This is a genomic window from Nonomuraea sp. H19 (assembly GCF_052068215.1).
Taxonomy (GTDB): Bacteria; Actinomycetota; Actinomycetes; order Streptosporangiales; family Streptosporangiaceae; genus Nonomuraea.
In genome coordinates this window covers 88,269-112,645 of record NZ_JBQHCV010000010.1, presented here as the reverse complement: position 1 = coordinate 112,645, position 24,377 = coordinate 88,269, and the positions used below count along the sequence as shown (strand labels likewise).

Genomic DNA, 24,377 nt, shown 5'->3' with positions numbered 1-24,377 from the left:
TGAGGAGTCCGCACCGTATGACCATCGTGACGGCGAGCGTCCCCGTCCTCGATCCTCCGGCCTGGGCGCTGTCCCAGCGCGCTCTGCTCGACCTGCTGGACAGCGGGTGGCGGCTGTTCTCCGCGCGGTACGCCGGGCCCGACGGCTCGCTCCGGTACGACGGGCGGCTGTCCTCGCGCGACGGCGCCGACGACTTCTTCGAGCCGTTCTTCAACTGGCCGCAGCTCTACCTGCTGGGCGGCGCGGACGATCTGCTGGAGACCTGCGCCCGCCACTGGCACGGCGTGGTCGGGCAGATGACCCGGCTCGGCATGTTCGCCGACGAGTTCGAGATCGGCTACGACTGGTTCCACCAGGGTGAGAGCCTGCTGTTCACGTATTTCCTGACCGCCGCGGACCCGGAGGCGTGGGCGGAACGGGCCACCCGGTTCGCCGATCTCTACCTCGACCCGGCCAAGGGCAACTACGACCCGGTCCACCGCATCATCAAGGCCCCGCACAACGGCAGCCGCGGGGCCAGGGAGGGGGTGTCCGACTCTCCCGCGTACCCGTGGACCGAGGCCGAGGCCGCGCAGTACGGCTACCCGCTGGACTGGCTGCTCCCGGCCGGTGCGCCCGTCCCGCCGCCGGCCGACGATCCGCGGCTGGGCGCGGAGATGCAGCGGCGGCTGGGCCGGGGCGACGCGGCCGGCAACCTGAGCGTGGCCGGCCTGGTCTGCAACGCCTTTCTCGTCTCCGGCGACGAGCGGTACGCCGCGTGGCTGCGCGAGTACGTCGGCGCCTGGCAGCGGCGGGCCGAGGACAACGGCGGCGTCGTCCCGGACAACGTGGGCCTCGACGGCGTGGTGGGCAGCCTGCTCGACGGCCGCTGGTACGGCGGCCACTACGGCTGGACCTGGCCGCACGGCATGTACAGCCTCGGCCAGGCGGTGGCCGTCGGCGCGCTGAGCGCCGCGCTGGCCACCGGCGACGACCGCTACCTGGACTTCGTCCGATCCCTGCTGGACGCGGTCATCGAGCGCGGCGTCAAGCTGCCGTTCAACGAGAGTGACTCGGCCAACCAGGGCCGCTGGCGCGCCCACCTCGGCTCCGACGTGGACGTGCCGACGCTGCTCGTGCCCTACCGGCACAGCGACAAGGGCTGGTTCGACTACAACCCGATCCAGACCTCGGTCCCGCTCGCGCTCTGGCACCACACCGGCGCGGCCGAGGACCGGGCCCGCCTGGACGCGCTGCGGGCCGCGGCCGGCTACGACTGGGCGAACGTCCGGGCGTTCCGCGACAAGGAGGAGGCCGGGCACGAGGAGCCGTGGTACGCGTACCTGTGCGGCGACAACCCCGGCTACCCCGAGCAAATCCTGGCCGCCGCGCACGCGCAGGCGCGCCGCCGCATCGCGCTGCTGCTCGCCAACGCCGGCCGGGACCTGCCGGAGGAGGCCATCCACCTGTGGCAGAACGTCAACCCGGTGGTGACCGAGGCCCTCGCCCAGCTCATGTGGGGAGGGCCGCAGGTCGTCTACAACGGCGGGCTGCAGCAGGCCAGGGTGCGCTACTTCGACGCCGAACGCCGCCGCCCGGGCGTGCCGGACCAGGTGGCGGCGCTGGTCAGCGCGATCGACCCGGAGGCCACGGTGGTCACCCTGGTCAACCTGTCGGCCACGGCCGACCGGACGATCGTCGTCCAGGCCGGGGCGTTCGGCGAGCACGAGATCGTCACCGCCGCCGCGACCGCGGCCGAGCCCGGCTGGACCGGGCACGACACCGAGTACATCCACCACGATCCGGTCGTCTCGACCGCCGAGCACGTGGTGGGCGGGCCGCACCTCACCGTGGAGCTGCCCGCGGGCACGACCGTCACGCTGACTCTGCGGCTGCGCCTGCGCGCCTACCGGCCGTCGTACCGGCGGCCGTGGGAGGTCAGCGGCCGCTCCACTTGATCTCGTACGGCTTGAGGGCGAACTCCTTGCCGTCCACGGTCGTCGTGACCTGCGCGTCCGAGGTGTTGACCAGCAGCAGCTGCTGCGGCTGGGCCAGCACCCGGACCTTCGGGTCGGACGAGGTGACCTGGTCCAGCTCGGCGGCGGCGGGGAACCACTTGACGAAGGAGTTCAGCAGCCGCCCCGTCGCCGTCGTGGCCCCGCTCTTCGGATCCCACAGGCAGCCCGTGCAGGGTTCCTGCTTGGCCTGCGGGTTCCAGTAGAGCGCCGTGGTCGCGCCGCTCTTGACGAACTCCATCATCGAGGCCGCCTGGACGGCGAGCCGCTTGGGCTCCGGCCACGTGGTGCCGTCCTCGGGGACGAAATACCACTCCGACCACCAGATCGGCATGTCACCCGTCTTCTTGCGGAGCCAGGTGGTGACCGCGCTGAACTTGTCCAGCGCGCCGAACTCGTCCGGCAGCAGCTGGTGGGCGTCGGTCGGCGAGGCGCCGTCGACGACGACGAAGTCAGCGCCCTTCTTGTTCTCGAACCAGTAGTTGAAGGCGTCGAGGACGTTCTGGTTGACCACGCCCCACGAGCCGCGCAGCTCCGACTGGCCGCTCTTGTTGCTGTCGAAGCCGAGGTACGGGCCGCCGATCTTGGCGTCCGGGCGGACCGCCTTCACCGCGTCGTAGACCTTGTTGTACAGCTCCGTGTAGCCCTTGTAGTCCGCGGGCTTGGAGTGGTCCTTCCAGAAGCCCTTGAACTCGTTCCAGACCATGAAGTAGTCGACGTCGGAGTACCTCTTGGCGACGGTCGCCGCCAGCTTGGCGTAGTCGTCGAAGTGCTGCTTGTACGGCGCGTCCTCAAGATGCTCGGCCCATCCCTCCTGCGAGGTCGGGCCCTCGGGGCCGCCCTTCATCCAGTCGGGGGCGCAGCACAGCGTGATGATCTGCTTGCCGCCGGACTCCTTCATGAAGTTCGTCCGGCTGTCGAGGTCCTCCCAGAAATACTCCTGGGGCCGCGGCTCCGGGTTGAGCGCCCCGAAGCCCATGATGTGCTGGTTCTGCAGCATAGGGGTCTTGGACAGCGACGTGGCCACGGTCCGCTCGAACTGCGGGGTCACGTTGTTGGCGCTGGTCCCCGTGTGGGTGAACCCCCAGCGAGGCCAGTCCGGGTCGGTCTCCGGTGGTTTCTGGGCCGCGGTGGCGGACTCCGTCGGCTCAGTCGGATCCCCCGACCCCCCCTGCGTGGCCGGAGCCACGGGGGCGGAAGGGCTGGGCGCACAGCTCGCGACCAGCGTGAACGCCACGGCAGCCGCGGCTAAGGCGATCATCCGAGCAGGATGCCGCCGGGTCGATTTCCCGGAATCCGATACCACTTGAGTATCCACCCGTTTCTGAAGTTTTGTTGGCTGAGAGCATGGCATGGAGGAGGGCCGGAGCGGTGGCCGGAGACCTGATCCATAGCCAAGCGTTACGGTCGCACCCGCAGGTCGGCGAAGAGCGCCCGGTGGTCCGACCCCGGAATGTCATGGATCTGTACACCGGCCGCCCCCGCCCGGCCGTCGGTCAGCACGTGGTCGATCGTCACCAGCGGCGGGAGCCTGCGCATCGGCCAGGTCGGGACCAGCCCTTGCCCGGTGGCCGCCGCCGCGTCGGTGTAGCCGGTGCCGAGCAGCCGCCGGAACACGGCGTGGTCCAGCGTGGCGTTGAAGTCGCCCGCCAGGATCCGCGGCGGCCCCGACGACGGCGCGGGCGGCAACGTGGCCACCCCCGCCTCCCACTCCGGCACCGTCGAGGGCACCGGCGCAACCGGATGCACGACCACCACCTCCACCGGCGAGCCGCCGGGCAGCGCCACCTCCGCCACCGGCATGTGGTGCCCGACCGGCTGGAACAGCCCGGTACGCGCGCGCAGCGGATAGCGCGCGTACACGCCGCTGCCCTCCGGCCCCCACGTCGCCGGCTCGACCACCTGGTACGGCAGCAGCCCCCCAAGCCCCGCCGCCGCCAGCCGGTCGCGCTCCGACCAGGTCAGCTCCTGCAGGCTGAGCACGTCCACGTTCAGCCTGCGCACCAGATCGACGATCACCCGGGCGTCCCCGCGCCCGCCGTTGAGGTTGGCGGTCAGCATCCGCAACGGCCGCCCCTCGACGGCCGCGGCGTCGCCGACCGCCCGCGGCACGACGGACCAGGCCAGGCAGACGCACACCGCCAGCATCACCCCGACCGCCACCCGGTTGCGCATCCCGGCCGCCACCGCCAGCACCACCAGCGCCGCAACCCCGAAATACGGCGTGAAGGAGACCAGCGGCACCAGCAGGGCCCCCGATTCCAAGCCGCCCAACCGCACGGCCGTCCCCGCCGCGAACAGCGCTGCGACCCCGACGGTCAGCCGCGCCACCCACCGGCGCCGGGGCCTGCTCCGCACCGCCGCCACGCTTACGACCTTGTCCATGAGCACGGCCACGAACCTATGCGGCGATCCTTAAAATCCCATGATGATGCGGCCTTACCTGACGGACATAAAAGCCAGTTCTCCGCGAGCAGGCGCGGCTCCCGCCGGGTGCGGCAGGCCGCGCCGCGTCGCAGGTGCAGCCGATCACGGCGGGCCCGTCCGTCATGGTGCGCGGCGAGGAGCCCGGGCCGGCGTGCTCACGCAGGCGCCGGGTCGTCGGCCGGATCGCGGTACGCGCAGGAGAAGGTGTGCTCCCCGGACCCGACGGTGATGGGGTGGGATGGGCCGGCGGGCAGGTGGACGGTGGCCGTGGTGTTCGGTGGGACCAGCACGCGCAGCTCCAGCCGCCCCCCGGCCCGTTCCCAGCTCACTTCCGCCCGCCCATGCGGCGTGTCGTGGGCGGCGCGCGCGTGGGTGAGACCGCCGCCGGGACGCGGCCGTACCAGCAGCTCGCGGTAGCCGGGGGCGGCCGGGGCGAGGCCGGCGACGGTGCGGTGCAGGAAGTCGGCGACCGCGCCGAGCGCGTAATGGTTGAAGGAGGTCATCTCGCCGGGGTTGACGGTGCCGTCGGGCAGCAGGCTGTCCCAGCGCTCCCAGATCGTGGTGGCCCCCATCGTCACCGGATACAGCCACGAGGGGCAGTCCCGCTGCATGAGCAGCGCGTACGCGGTGTCGTACGCGCCCACCGAGCACAAAGCGTCGCAGATCAGCGGGGTGCCGACGAACCCGGTGGCGATGCGGTGATCGTCCTGGGTGACCAGCTCGACGAGGCGGCGCCCGGCGCGCTCGCGCTGCTCGGGACCGTCCAGCAGGTCCAGGCACAGGGCCAGGGCGTAGCCCGTCTGCGAGTCGCCGGCCAGGCGCCCCGACGGGGTCACGTACTCGTGGCGGAAGGCCGCGCCCACCGCGTCCGCCAGCTCCGCGTGGCGCGCGGCGTCGGCGTCGTGGCCGAGCAGCGCCGCCGTGTCGGCCAGGATGCGGGCCGTCCAGGCGTGGTAGGCGGTGGCGACGAGCGCGTGGTCCGTACGCGCCTTGCCCGGCTGGTCCGGGGGCGCGGCGGGGTCGAGCCAGTCGCCGAATTGGAAGCCCTTGTCCCACAGGTGGCTCTCCCCGGCCAGCCCGGCGATCTCGTCCACCCACGCCTTCATGCTCGGATACTGCGTACGCAACAGCTCGACGTCGCCGAAACGCTGGTAGAGCACCCACGGGACGATCACCGCGGCGTCGCCCCACGCCGCGGCCGGGAACGCCTCCGACATCAGCGGCACCCACGGCACGTACGGCGGCACCGTGCCCAGCTCGGCCTGCTCGGCCGCCAGGTCGGCGAGCCAGGACGCCAGCGGGCCCGTGCAGTCGTACAGGAAGGCCGCGGCCGGGGCGAAGACCTGCAGGTCGCCGGTCCAGCCCAGCCGCTCGTCGCGCTGCGGGCAGTCGGTGGGCAGGTCGACGAAGTTGCCGCGCATGCTCCAGCGGACGTTGTCGTGCAGGCGGTTCAGCAGCGGCTCCGAGCAGCCGAACTCGCCGGTGGGGCGCATGCCGGTGTGGCAGACGACGGCCTGCACGTCGGCCGGGTCCAGCTTGCCCGGCCAGCCGTCCACCTCCGCGTACCGGAAGCCGTGCGTGGTGAAGCGCGGCTCCCACTCCTCGGGCTCGTCGTCGCCGCGCAGCGTGTACTGGTCGAGCGCGGCCGCGTCGCGCAGCGGGCGCAGGGCCGGCTCGCCCTTCTCCAGGACCTCGGCGTGGCGCAGCGTCACCGTGTGCCCGGCCGGGCCCTGGACGCGGATGCGCAGGCGGCCGGCGATGTTCTGGCCGAAGTCGAGCACGGTACGCCCGGACGGGCTGGTGAGCACCTCGGCGACGGGCAGGGTCTCCACCCGGCGTACCGGCGGCCCGGTCGGCGCCACCAGCAGGGCGGGGTCGTGCGGCAGGGCGTCGGCGGGCAGCCAGGAGGCGTCGTCGAAGCCGGGCTCCGACCAGCCGGCCGGCAGCAGGCGGGCGTCGTGCTTCTCGCCGTCGTACAGGCTGGCCGCGGTGACCGGGCCCGGCGCGCAACGCCAGCTCCCGTCCGTGGCGACCACCTCGGATGAGCCGTCGGCGTAGGTGAGCTCCAGTTGGGCGATCAGCGCGGTACGGTCGCCGTAGATGCCGGTCTTGCCGCCCCGGAAGCCGATCCGGCCGCGGTACCACCCGTCGGCCAGGGTGGCGCCGATGGCGTTGCCGCCCTCGCGCAGCAGGCCGGTGACGTCGTGGGTGCGGTAGCGCAGGCGGTGGCCGTAGCTGCTCCAGCCTGGGGCGAGCACGTCGTCGCCGACGACCTGGCCGTTGAGCTCGACCTCGTACAGGCCGTGCGCGGTGACGTACAGGCGGGCCTTCGTTATGGGGCCGCGCGCGGTGAAGCCGCGGCGCAGCAGCAGGGCGGGGCCGTCGGGCGGGCCGAGCAGGTCCAGCGGCGGCGCGGCCGCCTCCGCGCGCCAGTCGGCCGGGGTCAGCAGCCCTGCTTCGGCCCACGACCAGGGGCTCCAGTCGCCGGCCGAGCCGTCGCGGCCGTGCACCCGCACCCGGGCGCCGCGCCGCTCGCGCGACGTCAGCCCGGGGCCCGGCCAGGGGACGAGCACCGACTGGTCCGACTCGACGCGGCCGGTCGCGGTGCCGTCGCTGAGCTCGATCTCGTACGCCTGCTGCTCCCAGCCGGGGATGTCGGTCGTGATGGTCCAGGACAGGCGCGGGGCGCTTTCGCCGATGCCGAGAGGGTCGAGGTGGTGTTCGAAGGCAGGCCCCGAGACGGTGATGACGTGCGGCAAGATGCTCCTTAACTCAGCCCTTGATGGCGCCGGAGGTCATCCCGGCGACGATCTTGCGGTTGAAGAAGATGAACAGCAGCAGCGGCGGAATCGTGATGAGCACGATGTCCATGAACAGCAGGTTCCACTGGGTGCTGTACTGGCTCTGGAAGTTGTAGAGGGTGACCTGCACGGTGGCGTTCTCGTCGCCGGGCAGGAAGTAGAGCGGGTTGACGAAGTCGTTGAAGACGGCCACCGAGGTGGTCAGGATGACGGTGATGGTGACCGGCCGGAGCAGCGGGAAGATCACCCGGAAGAACAGCGTGAGCCCGGTGCAGCCGTCGATCTGGGCGGCCTCGTCGAGCTCGCGCGGGATGGCCGCGACGAACGCCCGGAACAGCAGCACCGCGTACGACATGTGGAAGGCCACTTCGACCAGGATCAGCCCCGGCATGGTCTTGAACAGGCCGAGCGTCTGCAGCAGCCAGATGGTGGGCACGATCGCGGGCGGGATGATCAGCCCGGACAGGACCAGGAAGTTGGCCACCGCGCCGATCTTCCCGGCCCGCCGCTGCAGCACGAACGCGGCCATCGCGGCGAACACCACGATCAGCGCGACGGACGCGACGGTCAGGATCGTGCTGTTGACGTACGCGCGCAGCAGCACGTAGTCGCGGGCCTCGATCACCTCCATGAGGTTGCGCACGATCGGCCAGCTCGTGGGCCAGGCGAAGTCCAGGTCCGCGGACTGGACCCGGTCCTTGACCGCGGTCAGCAGCATGAACGAGAACGGGACCAGGAAGATCGCGGTGGCCACGACCAGCGCGACGCCCTCCCCGCCGAACCTCTTCAGCGCTCTCATGAAGCCACCTGCCTCTTGCCGAGGAAGTAGTTGAGCGGGACGACGATGGCCGTGACGACGACGAACAGGATCACGTTCCCGGCGGTGGACAGGCCGAAGAAGCCGGCCTGGTACTGCTTGTAGATGATCGAGGCGATGGTGTCGCTGGTGAAGCCCGGCCCGCCGCGGGTCATCGTCCAGATGAGGTCGAACGAGCGCAGGCCGCCGATGAACGACAGGATGATCACCGAGTAGGTGGCCGGCCAGCTCAGAGGCACGGTGACGTGCCGGAAGCGGTGCCAGGCGCCGCCCCCGTCGACGGCGACGGCCTGGTAGTAGTCGCGCGGGATGGACAGGATGCCGGCGATGTAGATGACGGTGGCGATGCCCACCCCCTTCCACACGTCCACCAGCGCCACCGACAGCAGCGCGGTGTTCGCGTCACCCAGCCAGTCGGGGCCGTCGATCCCGGCCAGCGCCAGGACCTTGTTGACCAGGCCGGTGTCGGGCCGCAGCAGCGCGCTGAAGGTGATGCCGACCGCCACCGTCGACACCAGCACCGGGAAGAACACCACCGACCGCAGGAAGCCGCGCAGCCGCAGCTTCGACGTCAGCAGCACGCCCAGCAGCAGCCCGAGCACCACCTTCAGCCCGCTGGTGACCACCGCGTAGATGAGGGTGTTCGTGAACCCGATGCGCAGGTTCTGCTCGGCGAAGAACTCGCGGAAGTTCTCCAGGCCCACGAACGTGCTGTCGAACAGCGTCCACCGGGTCAGCGCGAAGTAGAACGCCATCACCGTCGGCACCAGGAAGATCACCACGTAGACGACGGCGGCCGGCAGGTACAGCGCGTACGGGTAGGCCGCGCGCTGCCTCCCGCGGGCCGCCTGCTCCTGCTCGCGGGCCACGCCGGGCCTGGTACGCGGCCCGGCGTCCTGCTTGGTCACCATCCCGCGAGCCCCAGTTGCTTGGCCTGCTTGTCCACGTCCTTGTCGTACTGGGCGGCGCCTTCGGCGGGCGGGGTCAGCCCGGAGCCGACGGCGACGGTGATCTGCTCCAGCGACGGGCCCTTGACCGGGGAGACGAACTCCAGCGCGGGCGCCGTGGCACCCTTGTCGACGTACGCCTGCAGGTCCTTGGCCACCTGGATGGCGTTCTCCGGCAGCTTGGCGCCCTGGACCCGGTACGGCCCGGCCGGCTGGACGGCTGTGCTGACCGCGTCGGCGGCGGCCGGCGAGGCGATGAAGGCCAGGAACTTCTTGGCAGCCTCCAGGTGCTCGGTGGTCTTGGCGATGTAGACGCCGGCCGGCTCCCAGATCGTGGCGCCGTTCTTGGCCGGGTCGGTGCCCGGGATGGCGAAGAAGCCGACGTCGGTGGCGGCCAGCGGCATCGTGGCCACCAGCGGCGGGACCTGGGCGCTCAGCATGGGGAAGTGCGCGCCCTTGCCCTCGACCAGCATCTTCATGCCCTGGTCGACGGTGGCCGAGCCGAAGCCCTCGTTGAGATGGCCCTTGGCGTGCACCTCGGCCAGGTGCTGGAAACCGGCGAGCGCGGGCGGCGTGGTGGCGAACTTGGCCTTGTTGGCCGTGTAGTCCTGCGCGAAGTTCGGGACCGCGGCCTGGACGTTGTAGAAGTCGCCCAGCACGAACAGCTGCGAGGTCCAGGTGTCCTTGAACGTCGAGACCACCGGCGTGATCCCGGCCGCCTTGATCTTGTCGTTGTTGGCCATGAACTCGGCCCAGGTCTTCGGCACCTGCAGGCCGAGCTTGTCGTAGACCTTGCGGTTGTAGAGGATGCCGCCCCCCATGGCGGTGCCGGCCGGCACGCCGTACGCCTTGCCGGCCTGGGTCACGACCGGCAGGAACTCCTTCTGCACGTGCTGCAGCACCGGGTCGCCGGTGAGGTCCACCATGGTCTGGCCCGGGTTGAGGGCCTGGAGCAGCGAGCCGGAGTTGTACCAGAACACATCTGCCATGTCGCCGGTCGAGAGCTTGGTCTTGACGATGTTGTCGCCCTCACTGCCGCCGGGACGCGTCTCAGTTTCGATCTTGATGGTGGGATCGGCCTTCGTGAAGGCGTCCACGAGCGCCTTGGCCGTTGCCGTGGTCCCCTGGCCGTTGTCCACGAGGAACGACAGGGTGACCGTGCCGTCGGCGGCCTCGGAGTCCGAGCCGCAGGAGGTCAGGGCCGCCATCGCGAGCACGGCCAGAGCCGCTCCCAGCGTGCGGTGAGAGGTCTTCACAACGCCCCTCCGGGTTCATTGAAACGTTTTAAACGTCCCCCGTTGCGAGTTAACGTAGGCGTTACTTAAGACACCGTCAAGGGCGGATTTGGGGAACGATCCCCTATCGTGACACTGGGCATTGCCGATATTGCCAGGTAAGATCTGGCCGAAAATGGGTAACGTTACCCACGAGGATCCGCCGCGAAACCCGGACAATTCCCCTTGGCCTACGCGAGGCTCAGCCCGCGCCCGTCGACCAGGACGGTGTGCGCGTCGCCGCGCGCTGCCCGTACAAGAGGCCTCGTACGGCTGCGCGCGCCGGACCGGGCGCGCGCAGCCTCAGCGGTCAGGGCGTCTTGTACTCCGTGGCCTTGCCGCAGTAGCTGATCCCGATCGGCGAGGTGCTGTACCGGCACACCTGCACCACGACGCGATCGATGGCGGTGACCCCCGTCGCGTCGGAGAGCGCGAACGACAGCGCGACCCGCTCGTTGTCGGCCTTGTACGCCTCCCTGTCGACCAAAGTGGTGCCGTTGTAGGCGCTGAAGGTGGCCGTGGAGAGCATCGCGTCCTGGGCGCAGGGCGAGTTGATCGGCTCATCGGCCAGGTAGCCCGCGACCTTGACGGTCGGCCGGACGACCGGCCCGTCCACCCATTCCAGCGTCCCTTCCGTGACCCCGCGCCGGCACGAGTCCCCCGAGTCGGCGTAGAACTTCACCGCCGCCTGGGCCGCCACCGGGGGCGCGGCCGTGAACAGGCCGGCGGCGATCACGACCGCCACTGCCGACCAGGCACGTAAACGCATGGCATAGACCTCCCTGTCATGGTTGATCCGGCACCTGCATCGTGAAGGATCTACTGGCGCGGTGCCAGCCCTCACAGGTCGGTTGCGATGATGCGCTCGATGTTGCGCTCGGCGAGCGCCGTGATGGTGACGAACGGGTTGACGCTGGTGTTGCCGGGGATCAGCGACCCGTCGATGACGTACAGGCCCGGGTAGGCGGTCAGGCGGCCGTAGTTGTCGGTGGCCTTGTTCAGGACCGCGCCGCCGAGCGGGTGGTACGTCAGGTGATCGCCCCAGATCTTGTAGACACCGAAGAGGTCGGTACGGTAGATCGTCCCCTCCTTGGCGTTGATCTTGTCGAAGATCGTCTTGGCCATGTCGATGGACGGCTGCTTCCAGGCCGTCTGCCAGTTCAGCTCCACTTTGCCGGTCGCGGCGTTCCACGAGAACTGGGCGCGGTGGGGGTTCTTGGTGATCGACAGGTAGAACGAGGCGTACGTCTCGATGCCCGTGGGCAGCGGTGCGACCTCGGCGAACGCGCCCCCGGCCGCCCAGTTGTCGATGCCGCAGCAGGGGATGGCCGACTGCAGGCTGCCGGTCGGGTCCCACATGTGGTTGGCCCGGCCGCACATGACGTTGCCGTTGTCGCCCCAGCCCTTGCCCACCTCGTCGTTCAGGTTCGGCAGCGCGCCGGTGGCCTTCAGCTTGACCAGCAGCTTGCTCGTGCCGACGCTGCCGGCCGCGAAGAAGACCCGGTCCGCGGTCACGGTCTTGGTGGCCGTGACGTTCCCGTCCGTGCCGAGTTGCTCGATGACGACCGCGTAGCGGCCGCCGGACGCAGGGGCGACCGAGGTGACCCGGTGCAGCGGCGAGACGGCGACCCTGCCGGTCGCCTTTGCCCGGGCGAGGTAGGTCTGCTGGAGCGACTTCTTGCCGTGGTTGTTGCCGTAGAGGATCTCGCCGGCCAGCGCCGACTTGGGGACGGTGCCGGCCTCCTCCTGCCGCATGTAGTTCCAGTCGTAGACGTCGGGCACGAAGACGAACGGGAAGCCGGAGCGCTGGGCGTGTTTCCGGCCGACCCGGCCGTACTGGTAGCAGGGGGTGGTGTCGAACCAGGCCGGGTCGATGGTGGCGACGCCCAGCCCGGCGTTGGCGCGCGGGTAGTAGACGTCGTACATCTCGGCGGCGTTCACCGACGGCAGGACGGCGCCGAAGTTCTCCCGCCTGGGGGTGACCGCCATGCCGCCGTTGACCAGCGAGCCGCCGCCGACGCCGCGGCCCTGGTAGACGGTGATCCCGCCGAACTCCTCGGCGTCCAGGACGCCGGTGTGGCGGGGGATGTCCCGGTCGATCGGGAAGCCGAGGAAGTAGTTGAGCGGGGCCTTTGTCCTGGTACGCAGCCAGTAGGACCGGTAGTCGGGCTCCCGCGTGTTGCAGAAGATCTTGCCGTCCGTGCCCGGTGTGTCCCAGGCCATGCCCATCTCGATCAGGTGTACGTCGACGCCCGCCTGGGCCAGGCGCAGGGCCGCGACGGAGCCGCCGTACCCGGTGCCGATCACCAGCGCCGGGACGTGCGCGCCGGAGGCGATCGGGCCGGCCGCCGCGCGGGCGGCGGGGGCGCGGCAGGCGAGGGCCGCGACCCCCAGCGCGGCACCGGTTCCGGCGATGAAGCCGCGGCGGGAGAGGGTGTCGCTCATGGGAGGTTCCTCGCTCTCATCGAGGTTCCCCGGCGGGCGATGATCCGCCGGGCAGCAGGCACGCGGTGTCCAGGCCGAGGATGCGGTTGAGCCGGCCGAACGCCCACCAGGCGCCGATGCTCATGCTCAGCTCCACGATCTCCGCCTGGCTGTAGTGCGCCGCCATCCGGGCCCAGAACTCCTCGTCGAGGCCGTGGTGGTCCAGCGCGTAGCGCTCGGCGTACTCGGCGGCCAGCCGCGTGCGCTCGTCGAAGGCGTCCGTGGTGCGCCACTCGGCCACCGCGTCGGCGAAGCCGTCCTCGACCTTGCGCCCGTCGCGTTCCGTCCGCCAGTCGAGGCAGAAGGCGCATCCGTTGATCTGGGCGATCCGCAGCCGTGCGGCCTCGAACTCGCGCAGCCCGAGCGTCGTGTGCGCGTACACCGACAGCGAGAATTTCGAGGCGGCGGTCCCGATGCCGGGGACCATCGCGCCCCACACGTACTCGATCGGGTCCTTGCCCTCGGGAACGTCGATGATCACGGGTGCTTCCTTCCGAGTCGGCCGGTCGCCGGGCGCAGCGGCACGTCGAGCGCGTCGTAGAGCCCCGGCTCCGCCTCCACGAGCCAGTCGATGGCGTTGACCAGGCGGCCGGCCGCGGTGGCGTTCCCGCCGGCCGACCGGTTGCCGCCCTCGTCGGTGGCCTCCACCGTGACCTCGATGCGCGGCCGGCCCTCGATGATCACCCGGTGCGCCCCGTCGCCGCCGCCGGGCGGCACCGGCCAGTCCTGGGCGCAGGACGGGTGGACGCGGGTCACGTGCTCGACGACGATGCGGGGCTCGCCCTCGACGATGCCCTGCACCTCGAACCGCACCGCGCCTTGCGTGCCCGCCACGAACTCGCCCATCGCCTCGGTGCTCACCGTGGCGTCGAGCGGGCGCCGCTCCACGCTCTCGCGGATCTCGTCCAGTTCGACGCCGAGACCCCTGGCGATCAGCCGTACCTGGCCGCCCCACACCATGGCGGGCACCGTGGGAGCGATCATCGGTGGCTCGTAGTCCATCGGCTGGCCCATGCCGACCAGGTAGCGGACCGAGTCGGGCTGGTCGTAGGTGGAGTAGTCGAAGATCTCCTGGCAGCGGATCGCGTCCACGGTGCTGCCGAGCCCGCTGATCAGCAGGGGGAGCACGTCGTTGCCCCAGCCGGGGTCGATGCCGGAGACGAACAGGGAGCCGCCGCCGTCCCCGATGGCGGCCAGCACCGCCTCCCGCAGCTCCGGCGGGGCGCCGCGCTGGTCGTAGAGCGCGTACAGAGAGGGGGTGACGACCACGGCGCCGGCCCGGATCGCCCTGATGACGTCGGCGAGGGCGGCGTCGGGGCGGATGTCGCCGGATGCCGCGTACACCACGGCGCGGGGCCGGGCGGCCAGCACCGCCTCGACGTCGGTGGTCGCCGCGACGCCGGCCTCGTAGCCGAGCCCGGCGAGATCGCCCGCGTCCCGGCCCTGCTTGCCGGTGTCGTGAACGAGGACGGCCGCGAGCTCCAGCGCCGGATGAGCCTCGACGGCGCGGATGGCCGCGCGCCCGACGTTGCCGGTACCCCAGATCACCGTGGACACCATGGGCGGAGCGTAACAAGCGCTTGGTTAGGTGTATAGGCCCGATCATCGCCCGATGAGCCTCCGGCCCAACCGGATATGGCCGATCATCGAACCCGAAGCGCTTTGCGGACGTCTTCAATGAACGGGCTTCCACATCGAACCGAAGGGCGGCCGCTCGGCATGATCGGTACGGATACGGCGCTGGCGGGCCGGTATCGCCTGCTGTCACGGCTGGGCGCCGGCGGCCACGGCGAGGTGTGGCGCGCCGCCGACCTGCTGCTGGAGCGCATCGTCGCGGTGAAGATGGTACGGGCGGGGCTGGACGACGATCCCGGATTCGCGGCCCGCTTCCACGCCGAGGCGCGGTCCATGGCCACCATCGACCATCCCGGCGTGGCGGGCGTGTTCGACTACGGGATCGCCGAGATCGGCGGCAGGCGCACGCCGTACCTGGTGATGCGGTACATCGACGGCGAGCCCCTCGACCGGCTGCTGGCCCGCCGGGGGCGGATCGCCGCCGGTCTGACGATGGACCTGGTGGCGCGGGTCGCCGAGGCGCTCCAGGCGGCGCATGACGCCGGTGTCGTGCACCGGGACGTCAAACCCGGCAACCTCATGATCCGGCCGGACGGCTCGGTCGTGCTGGCCGACTTCGGCGTCGCCAGGGCGGCGGAGGGCCGCCGGCTGACCGCCAGCGGCATCGTCCTCGGCACCGCCGCCTACTGCGCTCCCGAACAGGCCGAGGGCGCCGCGCCCACTCCGGCCATGGACGTTTACGCGCTGGGGGTGGTCGCGTACGAATGCCTGGCGGGGCGGGTGCCGTTCCATGGGGACAGCGCGGTCGCGGTCGCGCTCAAGCACCTCAACGAGTCGCCCCCGCCGCTGCCCGGCGACCTTCCGCCCGGCGTCGTGCAGGTCGTCATGCGCGCCCTGGCCAAGGACCCGGCCGAGCGGTGGCCCAGCGCCGCCGCCCTGGCCACGGCGGCCCGCGCCCACGCGAACGCCCTGGACGGGGGCCGTTCCCTGGCGGACGGCACAGAGCCGAGCGGCGTTCACCCGCGGGAAGCCGCCTCGGCAAGCCCGCCCTCCGCTGCGGCCACCGCGAACGCCGCCATCGAGAACGCCGCACCCAGGGACGCCGCACCCAGGGACGCCGCACCCAGGGATGCCCCGCTCAGGGATGCCCCGCTCAGGGATGCGGCTGCCGGGAGGGCCCATTCAGCTCGCGGCCGCCGCCGGGCGCTGACCGTGGGAGGCGGGCTCGTGGCGGTGGTGATCGCGGCCTCGGCGACGGCCTGGAGCCTGGCGCGGAACGAATCGCCGCCCGCGGTCATCCAGCCGCAACTGGCCGAGAACAACCCGATCAACAGCGCGCAACCGTTTCCGGACCCCGCGACCCGCCCGCAGGAGAGCGAGCCCGCCGGCAGACCGGCGAGCCAGGACACGGCACCTCCCGACACGGCAACCCCGGACACGGCGACCCCCGAGACCACTGCGGACACCGACTCGGCGGTGAGCCCCGAGAAGTCGGCGGAGTCCCGCGCACCGGCCCCGGGCCTGCTCGTCGGTGGCATCGTCTACGTCGGCGGCCCGTCTCCCAGCAAGCCGGCCGCGGACGGCTACCGGTCCGGCCCGGTCCAGGTGTTCAACGACAAGGGCAAGCGGATGGCCATCCAGCGCACCGGCCAGCGCGGATTCCGTTTCTCCCTGCCCCCCGGCCGATACCGCCTCCACACCGTCGCAGGTGCCGGGATGTGCGCGACCACGGCCGTGGTCAAGCCGGAGCAGACCACGCGCGCCGACCTGAAATGCGTGGTCAAGCAACCCCCGCCGCAGCCGGCGTTCCAGAGCGCCGCCATCCAGGACCGACGCGGCGACCCCAAGGGCGGGCCGAACGCCGGCCAGGCGCCGCCGTACGCCGACCTCCTGGCTGCGGCGATGAAGGGCGGGGAGGGCGGCGTCACCGTCGAGTTCACCACCGCCGCCGCGATCCCGGCGGCCGTGCCCTCGGAGGGCGACAGCCTCAGCCGCTGGACCGTCTCGGTCGAGCAGGACGGCGAGACGGCCATCCTGTCGATCACCGGGAGCAAAGGCGCCTGGAGCGTCCGGTGGGCGGCGAAGAACGCCAAGACCGGCCTGGCCGACGACACCGACCAGGTGACGGTGGCGGTCAAGCCGATGATCTCCGGATCGCGGATCTCCGCTGCCCTCGGGCAGGGGGCACCGCTCCGCACCGCTCCGATCGACTTCACCAAGCCCTACCGGATCGCCGGCGCGGCGGCGAACGTGGTTCTCGCGTCCCACGGCTGGACGGACGTCGCCCCGTAACAGCTCGCTAGCGCGTAGGGGACGGGGTCGGCGGTGCGGTGCCCGCGGGCGAGGGCGTGGGGGAGCCCGCCGGCGACGGGGTCAGGTCGGTGTAGTGGCCGGTTCTCGCCTTGATCGGCACGTTGAGGCGGGCCGGCTCCGAGCCCTTGAACACGAAGGTCATCGGGACCGTGGTGCCGCTTCCGCCGCGCACGCCGCTCACCGTGCCGATGGGCCGGTTGCCGGTGCCGACCGGCTGGTTGGGAGGCAGCGTGATGGGGCCTGAGAGCTGCACCGAAGCGCCCCCTTCCGCGGTGATCCGCTCGAGCTGCGCCGGTTGGTGGCTGTTGTTGACCAGCACCGCGTACAGGGCCAGTTGCGGGGCGGGCGAGGCCCGGTCGGCGCCGCTGAGGAGGAAGGCGTTGCGCACGTACAGGGTGTCTCCTACGTCGGCGTTCGCCCCTTCGTTCTGCGGCAGGTTCTCCCCGGTGTCGATCCCCACGTTCATGCAACCGGCGGTGGCCAACGCCACGACGATCACGGCAGAGGCGATGGGACGCATCGTGATGCCCTCCTCTCGGCACCCAGCATGGCCGTCCCGCTACCCTCGGAACCTCTGCCTGAACCCGCCCCGCCCCGCACCCCCGGCCGGCACGGCGAATCCCGATGTCCGAAATCCGGATATCAGCTGATGACCATCGAGGACACTTCAGGTAGCGTCACGGGAAAGCGGGACCTACCGGAGGAGCGGTAGATGGTGGAGGAACAGCGACTCGACGCGACAGGTCAGCAGAACAGGCGGCAGCTGGTCCGGGCGGTGATCGCCTCCGCCGTGGGCACCTCGATCGAATGGTACGACTTCTTCCTGTACGGCTTCGCCGCCAGCACCATCTTCGCGGAGCTGTTCTTCCCGACCAGCGATCCGACCACGGGCCTGCTGCTCGCGCTCGGCACCTACTTCGGCGGCTTCGCCGCCCGCCCGATCGGCGCGGCCATCTTCGGCCACTACGGCGACCGCATCGGCCGCAAGGCGACCCTGATCATCACGCTGCTCACCATGGGCGTCGCCACCGCGCTCGTCGGCCTGGTGCCCACCTACGAGCAGATCGGCATCTGGGGCGGCATCCTGCTGACCGTGCTGCGCCTGCTCCAGGGCATCAGCGTCGGCGGCGAATGGGGCGGCTCCGTGCTCCTCGCCACCGAATGGGGCAAGTCGCGCGGCGGGCGGCGCGGGTTCCTCGGCAGCTGGCCGCAGTTCGGCGTCCCCGTGGGCCTCGTGCTCGGTTATCTGGCCCTGCAGGTGTTCCAGCCGCTCGACCCCTACTGGGGCTGGCGCATCCCGTTCCTGCTCAGCATCGTGATGGCGGCGGTCGGCCTGTACATCAGGCTCGGCATCCTGGAGACGCCCGTCTTCACCAAGGTCCTCGCGGAGAACAAGGTCGAGCGGGTGCCCGTGCGTGAGGTCATCGTCAGGAACTGGCGGGAGATCGTGCTGAGCGCGTTGCTGCGCACCGGGCAGCAGGCGCCGTTCTACGTCTTCACCGTCTTCATCCTGACGTACGCCACCAAGACCCTGGGCTTCGCGCCGAGTGACGTCTACACCTACGTCATCGTCGCCGGCGTCGTCTCGCTGTTCACCGTGCCCTTCTGGGGCTACATCTCCGACATCGTGGGCCGCAGACGGCTCTATATCGTGGGCGCCGCCGTCATGGTGGTCTGGTCCTTCATCTACTGGCCCCTGCTGGACACCCGCGTCCCGGCGCTGGTCTTCCTCGCCATCGTGCTGGCCGCGCCGGTCCACGACATCCAGTACGGCCCGCAGGCCACGTTCATCGCCGAGAGCTTCACCGGCCGGCTGCGTTACAGCGGGGCCTCGCTCGGATACCAGTTGGCCTCGCTGACGGCGGGCGGGCCCGCGCCGCTGATCGCCGTCTGGCTGTACGCCCGGTTCCAGAGCTCGTTCGCCATTGCCGTCTATATGGCGATATGTGCGCTGATCAGCGTAGCGGCGGCGTTCGCGCTGAAGGACCGCTCGCAGCACGACTACGCGGTCGAGTACGACGAGGCGCCGCCCGCCTCCGGCTAGGCCCGTCGCCCGCCCGCTGATCGTCGCGACGTGCCGGTCTGTAGGATCCCGGACGTGTCGTATTTCGAGGTCGTCACCCTCGTCCAGGCGCCGATGGAGCTCGTGTTCGACACGTCGTTGTCGGTCGAGGCGCACACCTCCTCGATGAGCGCCTCCCGCGAGCGAGCCGTTGCCGGTGTCACCTCCGGGCGGCTCGCCCTCGGCGACCACGTGACCTGGCAGGCCCGGCACTTCGGCATCACCTGGCGGCTGACCTCGGCCATCACCGCCTGCGCCCGGCCGGGCTATTTCGTCGACGAGCAACTGGCCGGGCCGTTCCGCCACTGGCGTCACGAGCACCACTTCACGGCCGCAGGTGACGGCACCCTGATGAAGGACGTCGTCGATTTCGCCGCTCCCGCCGGACCCCCGGGCACCCTCGCGGAGGTCCTCGTCCTGCGGCGTCACATGACCAAGCTCATTCTCCTGCGCAACCGGCACATCAAGGAGCTCACCGAGGCCTTGTGAGCCGCCCGTGCGGGGCCGGCGGCCGGACGGACGACCTGCCCCCGGCGGGGGCCGGGCAAACCGCCGGAGCCCGCTTGACGGCCTCATGATGGAAGATTGTCTACGGAAATGTTTTTCCGGTATTCTGCATCGTAAGTGCCGAGCCTAGACCTGGCCTCCCGGTGCCGGGAAGGAGGGTTCCGATGCGCCGCGCGCCGCATCCGGTCCGTGCGCACGCTGCCCCCAAGGCGCGGCGTACCTCGGGCCGATCCGTCATGAGGGGCATGTCAGCCGCGTCTGAACAGCTGTTGTACGCCGACGACATCCTGCGTGTCACTCGCGCCGCGATGCCGGAACCTCCCGTGGTGAGGGTCATCGGCGAGATCGACATAACCAACAGCGCCGAGTTGCTCCGCACGCTCGATCGGGTCTGGCGGGCCTCGGGCGAGCTGATCGTCGACGTCGGGCAGGTCACCTTCGTCGCCGTCGCGGGAATCCGGGCCCTGGCGGCCATCGCGGGGGACGGCCACGCCCGGATCCGCAACGTTCCCCGCCAGATGCGCCGCCTGATCCTGCTCATGGATCTGCCGCCGTTCGCCTGAAGGCGGTGACTACTCGGCCGGGCGCCGGTGCTCGCCGACCAGGTGACCCTTGTGCCGGATCCGGGCCGCGTCATAGGGGCGGGTCGGGTGGCTGACGTACGCCTCGGCGATGCTGTCGGCCTGCGCCCGGTCGACGCCCCAGCCGATCGTCTGCCAGCCGGCCCGCCCGTCCTCGCCCGAGGAGTCCAGGACGGCGATCTCGAAGAGCTGCGCCGCTGGAACGGGAGTGCAGGAGTGGTGGCCGGTGGGTGCCTCGGTCCGCCCGGTCCGCCCGGTCCGCTGACGGTCGATGCCCGGCTGCTCCATATGGATCCCCTTTCGTCCCTTTTATGATCTGCGCCGGCCTCGCCCGCGGCAAGAGTCGCCCGAATGCCGGAACAAGCCCGTCATACCCGGCTTTCGCCTCAGAAACATCCCCCACTGGTCGCGGGCCCGCAACGAACTCTCAGCCCGAAGGGAGACGCCAGAAAGACGGTTCGCTATAGGGTCTTCTGGTAAGGAGCTTCGTGTTTCGATGGAGGCTGGGACGTGCCCAGCCGGGAGCGTGAGATCAGGTGAGCAGTTACCACGACCGTTCTTCCTCCTGGACATTCCTCACCCACCATGCCCGGGTCCTGCTGGAGATCGCCCGCGATCCGGAGGCGCGGCTACGGGACATCGCCGCCCGCATCGGCATCACCGAACGGGCGGTGCAAGGCATTGTGTCCGACCTGCACGAGACCGGCTACCTGACGCGGGAGCGGGAGGGGCGGCGCAACCACTACAGCCTCAATCTCGATCAGAGGTTCCGCTACCCGACCGAGGCGGACCTGCCGGTCCGCCTCCTGATCGAGATGTTCACGCAGCACGATCTCGCGCGAGGGGATTCCGTCGGCTCTTCCCGTCACCCGGGTTCCTGATAGGCCGATGCGGCTCAGCCCCAGACCTTCTGCGCGGTGTTCACCACGAGCTCCAGCTTGCGCCGCTCGTCGTCGACGGTCAGCAGGTTGCCCTTGGCCGTGGAGGCGAAGCCGCACTGCGGGCTGATCGCGAGGTTCTCCAGCGGCACGTACTTGGCGGCCTCGTCGATGCGGCGGCGCAGGTCGTCCTGTGACTCCAGGCGCGGGACCTTGGAGGAGATCAGGCCGAGGACGACGGTGGTGCCCGGCCGTACGAAACGCAGCGGCTCGAATCCGCCCGCCCGCTCGGTGTCGTACTCCAGCAGGAACCGGTCCACTGGCACCTCGCCGAACAGCCGCTCGGCGACCGGCTCGTAGCCGCCCTTGGACATCCAGGCGCTGCGGTTGTTGCCCCTGCAGATGTGCATCCCCACCGTGATCTCAGGGTTCATGGCTTTGGCCGCGCGCACTTGCTCGGCGTCCACCGCGATCGTCGCGTCGAGGACGCTCTCCGGGCTGGGGCCGTCGGGGCCGAGGATGCGTGCGCGGAAATCCGGGTCGATCACGCTGTTGTAGCTCAGCGAGTCGAGCTGGATCCAGCTCACCCCGCGCTCCAGCAGGCCCTTGATCTCGTTGACGCGCAGGGCGACGAGGTCGCGCATCATGTCGCCGGGCGTGGGGTAGGCGGCGCTGCTGAGGTCCGGGCGCCACAGCAGGCTCCCCATCGACGAGCTCATCATCGTGATCTTGAACTGCCCGGGCGTGTGCCGGGCCACGAAGTCAGCCTCGACGGCGGTGAGCGCCCGCTTCTGGGTGAGCTTGTCCTGTGCGGCCACCATCTGGAACGCGGTCTCCTCGGGCGGCGGCATCGTGCCGTCGTCGCGGTACCAGGCGGAGGAGGGCACCGGCACGGGCACCACCCCGCCGAGCGACTCCAGGAGCCCGGCCATCCAGGTGGCCCGCCGCATCTCGCCGTCGGTGAAGACCTCGAGCCCGGCCTCGCGCTGGAGCTCGAGCGCGGCCAGCACCGCGTCGTCCTCCAGCTTCGCGAGCTCCTCGGCGCTCAGCTCGCCGCGTTCGTGCGCCTGCCTCGCCTGCAGCAGCCCGGGCGGCCGCAGGAGGCTCCCGACGTGCTCGGCGTGGGGGTTCGCGGGCATACTTCCTCCTCGGTGTCAGCGACGCGGGAGAGCGTGGGCCCGCGCCGGCCGTGAGGGCAGAGTCCAACAGCCACTGTCCGCCGTCCGGCGAGCGCCGTCCACCCCGCGGCGGCACGGAAATAGCCGGAAATAGATGGAACCGGCGCACCTGCTCACGCCAATTACCTCTGTCAGAGCAATGACACCGAGAGGCAAGAGATGCGACATGAGAGCTGGACGGATGCGCCTCCCCGGCCAACCGCCGCCGGCCCGAGATCCCGGCTCGAGTCCGACCGGTTCGCCGAGCTGTTCAGCCGGCACGGGCCCGGACTCAAGCGGTACGTCATCCGGCGGCTGGGCGTGGACCCCGCCGATGACATCGTGGCCGAGACGTTCGCCCAGGCCCTGCAGCATCTGGAGTCGTACGACCTGGCCAGGGGCGACGAGCGGTCCTGGTTGTACGGCATCGCCACCAACCTCATCGGCCAGCACCGGCGCCGGGAGATCGCGCTCTACCGGGCACTGAGCCGCACGGGGGCGGACTCGGTGATGGAGCCGTTCACCGACGCGGTGGAGCAGCGCGTGGTCGCGGACGCGGCCCGGCGGCGGCTGGCCGGCGCGCTCGCGGCGCTGTCGCGCAAGCACCGCGACACGCTGCTGCTGGTGCTGTGGGCGGAGCTCACGTACGAGGAGGCGGCGCAGGCACTGGGGGTGCCGGTCGGCACGGTGCGCTCGCGGATCAACAGGGCCCGGTTCGCGTTGCGGCGGTCGCTGGGCGGGCTGAATCCGACGGCCGAGGAAGAAGGGGCAGGCAAGTGAACGAGTTCGACCTACTCAAGAAGATGCGTGACGGGGTGCCGGAGCAGCAGGACATGCGGAGCGTGGAACGCCGCCTGGAGGAGATCCGGGCAGGGCACCGGCCGGTGGAGCGGCGTCGCCGCTCTGTGCCCCGGCTCCGGTGGGGGCTCGGGCTGGCCGCGGCCTGCGTCGTCGGCGTGGCGGCGGTACAGCTCACCCCCAGCGGCGCCCCGGCGACGGGGGCCCGGCCCGCGGTGGCGCCTCAGCCGGTCACGGCGGTGGCGGTGCTGGAGAAGGCCGCGCTCGTGGCCACGCGGACCAGAACCGTCACGCCCCAGCCCGGCCAATGGTTCTACCAGAAGCAGTCGCAGCACATGGCCGGGGGAGACCTGCCCACGTACGAGGAGTGGCACCGGCTGGACGGCCAGAAGATGGCTCTTCGCGGGAGCGGCGGCAAACTGAAGATCACGAAAGCCGAGAAGGGCCCCACGCACCCGGGGAAGACGCTTCAGGAGCTCCAGGCACTGCCCACTGACCCCGACGCCCTGCTCGAGCACTTCCGCACCATGGATCGGGAGCTGACATCGCTGTCGATCTGCGAGCCGAACTGCCCGGCCGGGACCGAGCAGGACGTCAAGGCATGGGGAGCGATCGGCTGGTACATGCGCCACGTCGCGCTGGTGCCGCCGGACAAGGCGGCCGCGCTGTACCGGGCGCTGGCCAAGATCCCGAACGTCAAGATCGAGGAGAACGCCACGGACGGCGACGGGCGCACCGGCATCGGCGTCGTGCTCGATTTGGGCGAAGCCGGTCGCGGTGTCTACATCCTCGACGCCGGCGACTACCACTACCTCGGACTGAAGGTGGTGGGCAGCGACCATACGTCGGCGATGTCCGTGCTGGACTCGGGCATCGTGGACGAGCCCGGTCAGGTGCCCTGATCGAAGGCCCTTACCTGAGGTAAAGACCGTCTGTAGCATCTCGGGCATGCGCCTGATCAAGCGGATGCGGATGGCGGCGGCGGCCGCCTTACTGGTGGCCGTGGCCGTACCGGCCACGGCGGCGGCCGGGACCGGCACGGCGGTCAACCTGGTCCTGATGGACTGGAACATTCATGGCGAGAGCGCCGACATCGCGGCGATGGCGGCGCTGATCCGCAGCAGCGGCGCCAACGTCGTCACACTCCAGGAGATCCACCGCAGGCCGGACGCCGACCAGGTGAAACAGCTCGCGGAGGAGCTGGGCTGGCACATCACCGACAACGCCCACTTCGGGGCGGGCGACAACGTGGGTCCGTGCGACGATCCGCAGCCGGGCCTGGCGGGCAACGCGGTCCTGTCCAAGTTCAAGATCCTGGAACGGGTGACGATCCGGCTGACCGACTTCGCGACGTGTCCCGTGAACCGGTCGATGGCCGGGGTGAGGCTCGATCTCGGCGGTGGCGCGTCGATCCGGGTCTTCACCACGCATCTGTCGCCCGGCCTGTCGGCCACGTCGGTGGCACGGCGGGAGGCGCAGGCCAGGAAGGTGCTGGACTACTTCGGGTCCCGGTCGCCGCTGATCCTCACCGGGGACTTCAACGCCAAGCCCACCGACACGCTGTCCAAATGGTTCGTGCAGGCCGGCTGGACGGACACGGGCGCGAAGTACGGCAGCGAGCCGACGCACGGCGACGCCCGGATCGACTACGTCTACACCAGGGGCGTCACCACGACGGGCGGCGACGTGCTGTCCAGCACCCTGTCCGACCACCGGCCGATCATCATCAAGATGACCCACTGACAGAGAGACAGGTGCCCAG

At 70.7% G+C, this 24,377-nt stretch carries 22 protein-coding genes; 9 read left to right on the top strand and 13 right to left on the bottom strand.

Going from position 1 to position 24,377, the window contains the following annotated elements:
* Nucleotides 1-17 precede the first annotated feature (17 nt).
* Complete coding sequence (locus ACTMTI_RS23210) at nt 18-1,937, top strand: hypothetical protein (protein ID WP_441122579.1); 1,920 nt, start codon at nt 18-20, stop codon at nt 1,935-1,937.
* On the opposite strand, the gene ACTMTI_RS23205 is transcribed toward ACTMTI_RS23210, so the two are convergent.
* The 10 genes from ACTMTI_RS23205 to ACTMTI_RS23160 form a co-directional block, all read right to left on the bottom strand.
* Nucleotides 1,918-3,255, bottom strand: a complete 1,338-nt coding sequence (locus tag ACTMTI_RS23205; protein ID WP_441122578.1) for a xylan 1,4-beta-xylosidase — start codon at nt 3,253-3,255, stop codon at nt 1,918-1,920. The genes ACTMTI_RS23210 and ACTMTI_RS23205 overlap by 20 nt on opposite strands.
* A 140-nt stretch (nt 3,256-3,395) precedes the next feature.
* Nucleotides 3,396-4,391 (bottom strand): endonuclease/exonuclease/phosphatase family protein, encoded by a 996-nt coding sequence (locus tag ACTMTI_RS23200; protein WP_441122577.1) that lies wholly within the window; start codon nt 4,389-4,391, stop codon nt 3,396-3,398.
* A gap of 185 nt (nt 4,392-4,576) precedes the next feature.
* The gene (locus tag ACTMTI_RS23195) at nt 4,577-7,180 is read right to left on the bottom strand and encodes a family 78 glycoside hydrolase catalytic domain (RefSeq protein ID WP_441122576.1); all 2,604 of its coding nucleotides are present in this window, start codon (nt 7,178-7,180) and stop codon (nt 4,577-4,579) included.
* 13 nt (nt 7,181-7,193) lie between these two features.
* A complete protein-coding gene (locus tag ACTMTI_RS23190; protein WP_441122575.1) occupies nt 7,194-8,021 on the bottom strand; it encodes a carbohydrate ABC transporter permease in 828 nt (275 codons plus the stop codon).
* Nucleotides 8,018-8,950 carry a carbohydrate ABC transporter permease gene (locus tag ACTMTI_RS23185; protein WP_441122574.1) on the bottom strand — a complete coding sequence of 311 codons (933 nt, stop codon included), beginning with the start codon at nt 8,948-8,950 and terminating at the stop codon, nt 8,018-8,020. The genes ACTMTI_RS23190 and ACTMTI_RS23185 overlap by 4 nt, the downstream gene beginning before the upstream one ends.
* Nucleotides 8,944-10,242: an ABC transporter substrate-binding protein gene (locus ACTMTI_RS23180; RefSeq protein WP_441122573.1), complete on the bottom strand. Its 1,299-nt coding sequence runs from the start codon at nt 10,240-10,242 to the stop codon at nt 8,944-8,946. Before ACTMTI_RS23180 ends, ACTMTI_RS23185 begins: the two co-directional genes overlap by 7 nt.
* Before the next feature lie 328 nt (nt 10,243-10,570).
* Complete coding sequence (locus tag ACTMTI_RS23175) at nt 10,571-11,029, bottom strand: hypothetical protein (protein WP_441122572.1); 459 nt, start codon at nt 11,027-11,029, stop codon at nt 10,571-10,573.
* Nucleotides 11,030-11,100: 71 nt separating this feature from the next.
* Nucleotides 11,101-12,705: a GMC oxidoreductase gene (locus tag ACTMTI_RS23170; RefSeq protein ID WP_441122571.1), complete on the bottom strand. Its 1,605-nt coding sequence runs from the start codon at nt 12,703-12,705 to the stop codon at nt 11,101-11,103.
* Between the two features lie 16 nt (nt 12,706-12,721).
* The gene (locus ACTMTI_RS23165; RefSeq protein WP_441122570.1) at nt 12,722-13,225 is read right to left on the bottom strand and encodes a carboxymuconolactone decarboxylase family protein; all 504 of its coding nucleotides are present in this window, start codon (nt 13,223-13,225) and stop codon (nt 12,722-12,724) included.
* Entirely contained in the window at nt 13,222-14,304 is a 1,083-nt protein-coding gene (locus ACTMTI_RS23160; protein WP_441122569.1) for an NAD(P)H-dependent amine dehydrogenase family protein, read from the bottom strand. Before ACTMTI_RS23160 ends, ACTMTI_RS23165 begins: the two co-directional genes overlap by 4 nt.
* A gap of 159 nt (nt 14,305-14,463) precedes the next feature.
* Here ACTMTI_RS23160 and ACTMTI_RS23155 point away from each other — a divergent pair, with 159 nt between their 5' ends.
* Nucleotides 14,464-16,611, top strand: a complete 2,148-nt coding sequence (locus ACTMTI_RS23155) for a protein kinase domain-containing protein (RefSeq protein ID WP_441122568.1) — start codon at nt 14,464-14,466, stop codon at nt 16,609-16,611.
* Nucleotides 16,612-16,618: 7 nt separating this feature from the next.
* Here the strand turns inward: ACTMTI_RS23155 and ACTMTI_RS23150 are convergent, their stop codons facing one another.
* A complete protein-coding gene (locus tag ACTMTI_RS23150; RefSeq protein ID WP_441122567.1) occupies nt 16,619-17,152 on the bottom strand; it encodes a hypothetical protein in 534 nt (177 codons plus the stop codon).
* Between the two features lie 192 nt (nt 17,153-17,344).
* Between ACTMTI_RS23150 and ACTMTI_RS23145 the strand changes: the two genes are divergently transcribed.
* The 3 genes from ACTMTI_RS23145 (at nt 17,345) to ACTMTI_RS23135 (ending at nt 19,764) form a co-directional block, all read left to right on the top strand.
* The gene (locus ACTMTI_RS23145; RefSeq protein ID WP_441122566.1) at nt 17,345-18,676 is read left to right on the top strand and encodes an MFS transporter; all 1,332 of its coding nucleotides are present in this window, start codon (nt 17,345-17,347) and stop codon (nt 18,674-18,676) included.
* Between the two features lie 54 nt (nt 18,677-18,730).
* Entirely contained in the window at nt 18,731-19,183 is a 453-nt protein-coding gene (locus ACTMTI_RS23140; RefSeq protein WP_441122565.1) for an SRPBCC family protein, read from the top strand.
* Between the two features lie 263 nt (nt 19,184-19,446).
* Entirely contained in the window at nt 19,447-19,764 is a 318-nt protein-coding gene (locus tag ACTMTI_RS23135) for an STAS domain-containing protein (RefSeq protein ID WP_441122564.1), read from the top strand.
* Nucleotides 19,765-19,773: 9 nt separating this feature from the next.
* Here the strand turns inward: ACTMTI_RS23135 and ACTMTI_RS23130 are convergent, their stop codons facing one another.
* Complete coding sequence (locus tag ACTMTI_RS23130; RefSeq protein WP_441122563.1) at nt 19,774-20,070, bottom strand: hypothetical protein; 297 nt, start codon at nt 20,068-20,070, stop codon at nt 19,774-19,776.
* Between the two features lie 248 nt (nt 20,071-20,318).
* Between ACTMTI_RS23130 and ACTMTI_RS23125 the strand changes: the two genes are divergently transcribed.
* Entirely contained in the window at nt 20,319-20,663 is a 345-nt protein-coding gene (locus tag ACTMTI_RS23125; RefSeq protein ID WP_441122562.1) for a helix-turn-helix transcriptional regulator, read from the top strand.
* A 14-nt stretch (nt 20,664-20,677) separates the two neighbouring features.
* Here ACTMTI_RS23125 and ACTMTI_RS23120 read toward each other — a convergent pair whose 3' ends face one another.
* On the bottom strand, nt 20,678-21,799 hold the full coding sequence (locus ACTMTI_RS23120; protein ID WP_441122560.1) for a 5-methyltetrahydropteroyltriglutamate--homocysteine S-methyltransferase: 1,122 nt from the start codon (nt 21,797-21,799) through the stop codon (nt 20,678-20,680).
* Between the two features lie 198 nt (nt 21,800-21,997).
* Between ACTMTI_RS23120 and ACTMTI_RS23115 the strand changes: the two genes are divergently transcribed.
* The 3 genes from ACTMTI_RS23115 to ACTMTI_RS23105 are packed head-to-tail and all read left to right on the top strand — an operon-like array spanning nt 21,998 to nt 24,358.
* The gene (locus tag ACTMTI_RS23115; protein ID WP_441122559.1) at nt 21,998-22,597 is read left to right on the top strand and encodes an RNA polymerase sigma factor; all 600 of its coding nucleotides are present in this window, start codon (nt 21,998-22,000) and stop codon (nt 22,595-22,597) included.
* The gene (locus ACTMTI_RS23110) at nt 22,594-23,517 is read left to right on the top strand and encodes a CU044_5270 family protein (protein ID WP_441122558.1); all 924 of its coding nucleotides are present in this window, start codon (nt 22,594-22,596) and stop codon (nt 23,515-23,517) included. Before ACTMTI_RS23115 ends, ACTMTI_RS23110 begins: the two co-directional genes overlap by 4 nt.
* A 46-nt stretch (nt 23,518-23,563) precedes the next feature.
* Nucleotides 23,564-24,358 carry an endonuclease/exonuclease/phosphatase family protein gene (locus tag ACTMTI_RS23105; protein ID WP_441122557.1) on the top strand — a complete coding sequence of 265 codons (795 nt, stop codon included), beginning with the start codon at nt 23,564-23,566 and terminating at the stop codon, nt 24,356-24,358.
* The last annotated feature ends 19 nt before the right edge of the window (nt 24,359-24,377 follow it).

What these genes read in the sequence shown, in the direction of transcription:
- ACTMTI_RS23175 (WP_441122572.1), bottom strand. Translation starts at nt 11,029, where the DNA reads ATGCGTTTACGTGCCTGGTCGGCAGTGGCGGTCGTGATCGCCGCCGGC.
- ACTMTI_RS23205 (WP_441122578.1), bottom strand. Translation starts at nt 3,255, where the DNA reads ATGATCGCCTTAGCCGCGGCTGCCGTGGCGTTCACGCTGGTCGCGAGC.
- ACTMTI_RS23120 (WP_441122560.1), bottom strand. Translation starts at nt 21,799, where the DNA reads ATGCCCGCGAACCCCCACGCCGAGCACGTCGGGAGCCTCCTGCGGCCG.
- ACTMTI_RS23160 (WP_441122569.1), bottom strand. Translation starts at nt 14,304, where the DNA reads ATGGTGTCCACGGTGATCTGGGGTACCGGCAACGTCGGGCGCGCGGCC.
- ACTMTI_RS23150 (WP_441122567.1), bottom strand. Translation starts at nt 17,152, where the DNA reads ATGCGTCCCATCGCCTCTGCCGTGATCGTCGTGGCGTTGGCCACCGCC.
- ACTMTI_RS23130 (WP_441122563.1), bottom strand. Translation starts at nt 20,070, where the DNA reads ATGGAGCAGCCGGGCATCGACCGTCAGCGGACCGGGCGGACCGGGCGG.
- ACTMTI_RS23210 (WP_441122579.1), top strand. Translation starts at nt 18, where the DNA reads ATGACCATCGTGACGGCGAGCGTCCCCGTCCTCGATCCTCCGGCCTGG.
- ACTMTI_RS23135 (WP_441122564.1), top strand. Translation starts at nt 19,447, where the DNA reads ATGTCAGCCGCGTCTGAACAGCTGTTGTACGCCGACGACATCCTGCGT.
- ACTMTI_RS23115 (WP_441122559.1), top strand. Translation starts at nt 21,998, where the DNA reads ATGCGACATGAGAGCTGGACGGATGCGCCTCCCCGGCCAACCGCCGCC.
- ACTMTI_RS23105 (WP_441122557.1), top strand. Translation starts at nt 23,564, where the DNA reads ATGCGCCTGATCAAGCGGATGCGGATGGCGGCGGCGGCCGCCTTACTG.
- ACTMTI_RS23185 (WP_441122574.1), bottom strand. Translation starts at nt 8,950, where the DNA reads ATGGTGACCAAGCAGGACGCCGGGCCGCGTACCAGGCCCGGCGTGGCC.
- ACTMTI_RS23170 (WP_441122571.1), bottom strand. Translation starts at nt 12,705, where the DNA reads ATGAGCGACACCCTCTCCCGCCGCGGCTTCATCGCCGGAACCGGTGCC.
- ACTMTI_RS23145 (WP_441122566.1), top strand. Translation starts at nt 17,345, where the DNA reads ATGGTGGAGGAACAGCGACTCGACGCGACAGGTCAGCAGAACAGGCGG.
- ACTMTI_RS23190 (WP_441122575.1), bottom strand. Translation starts at nt 8,021, where the DNA reads ATGAGAGCGCTGAAGAGGTTCGGCGGGGAGGGCGTCGCGCTGGTCGTG.
- ACTMTI_RS23155 (WP_441122568.1), top strand. Translation starts at nt 14,464, where the DNA reads ATGATCGGTACGGATACGGCGCTGGCGGGCCGGTATCGCCTGCTGTCA.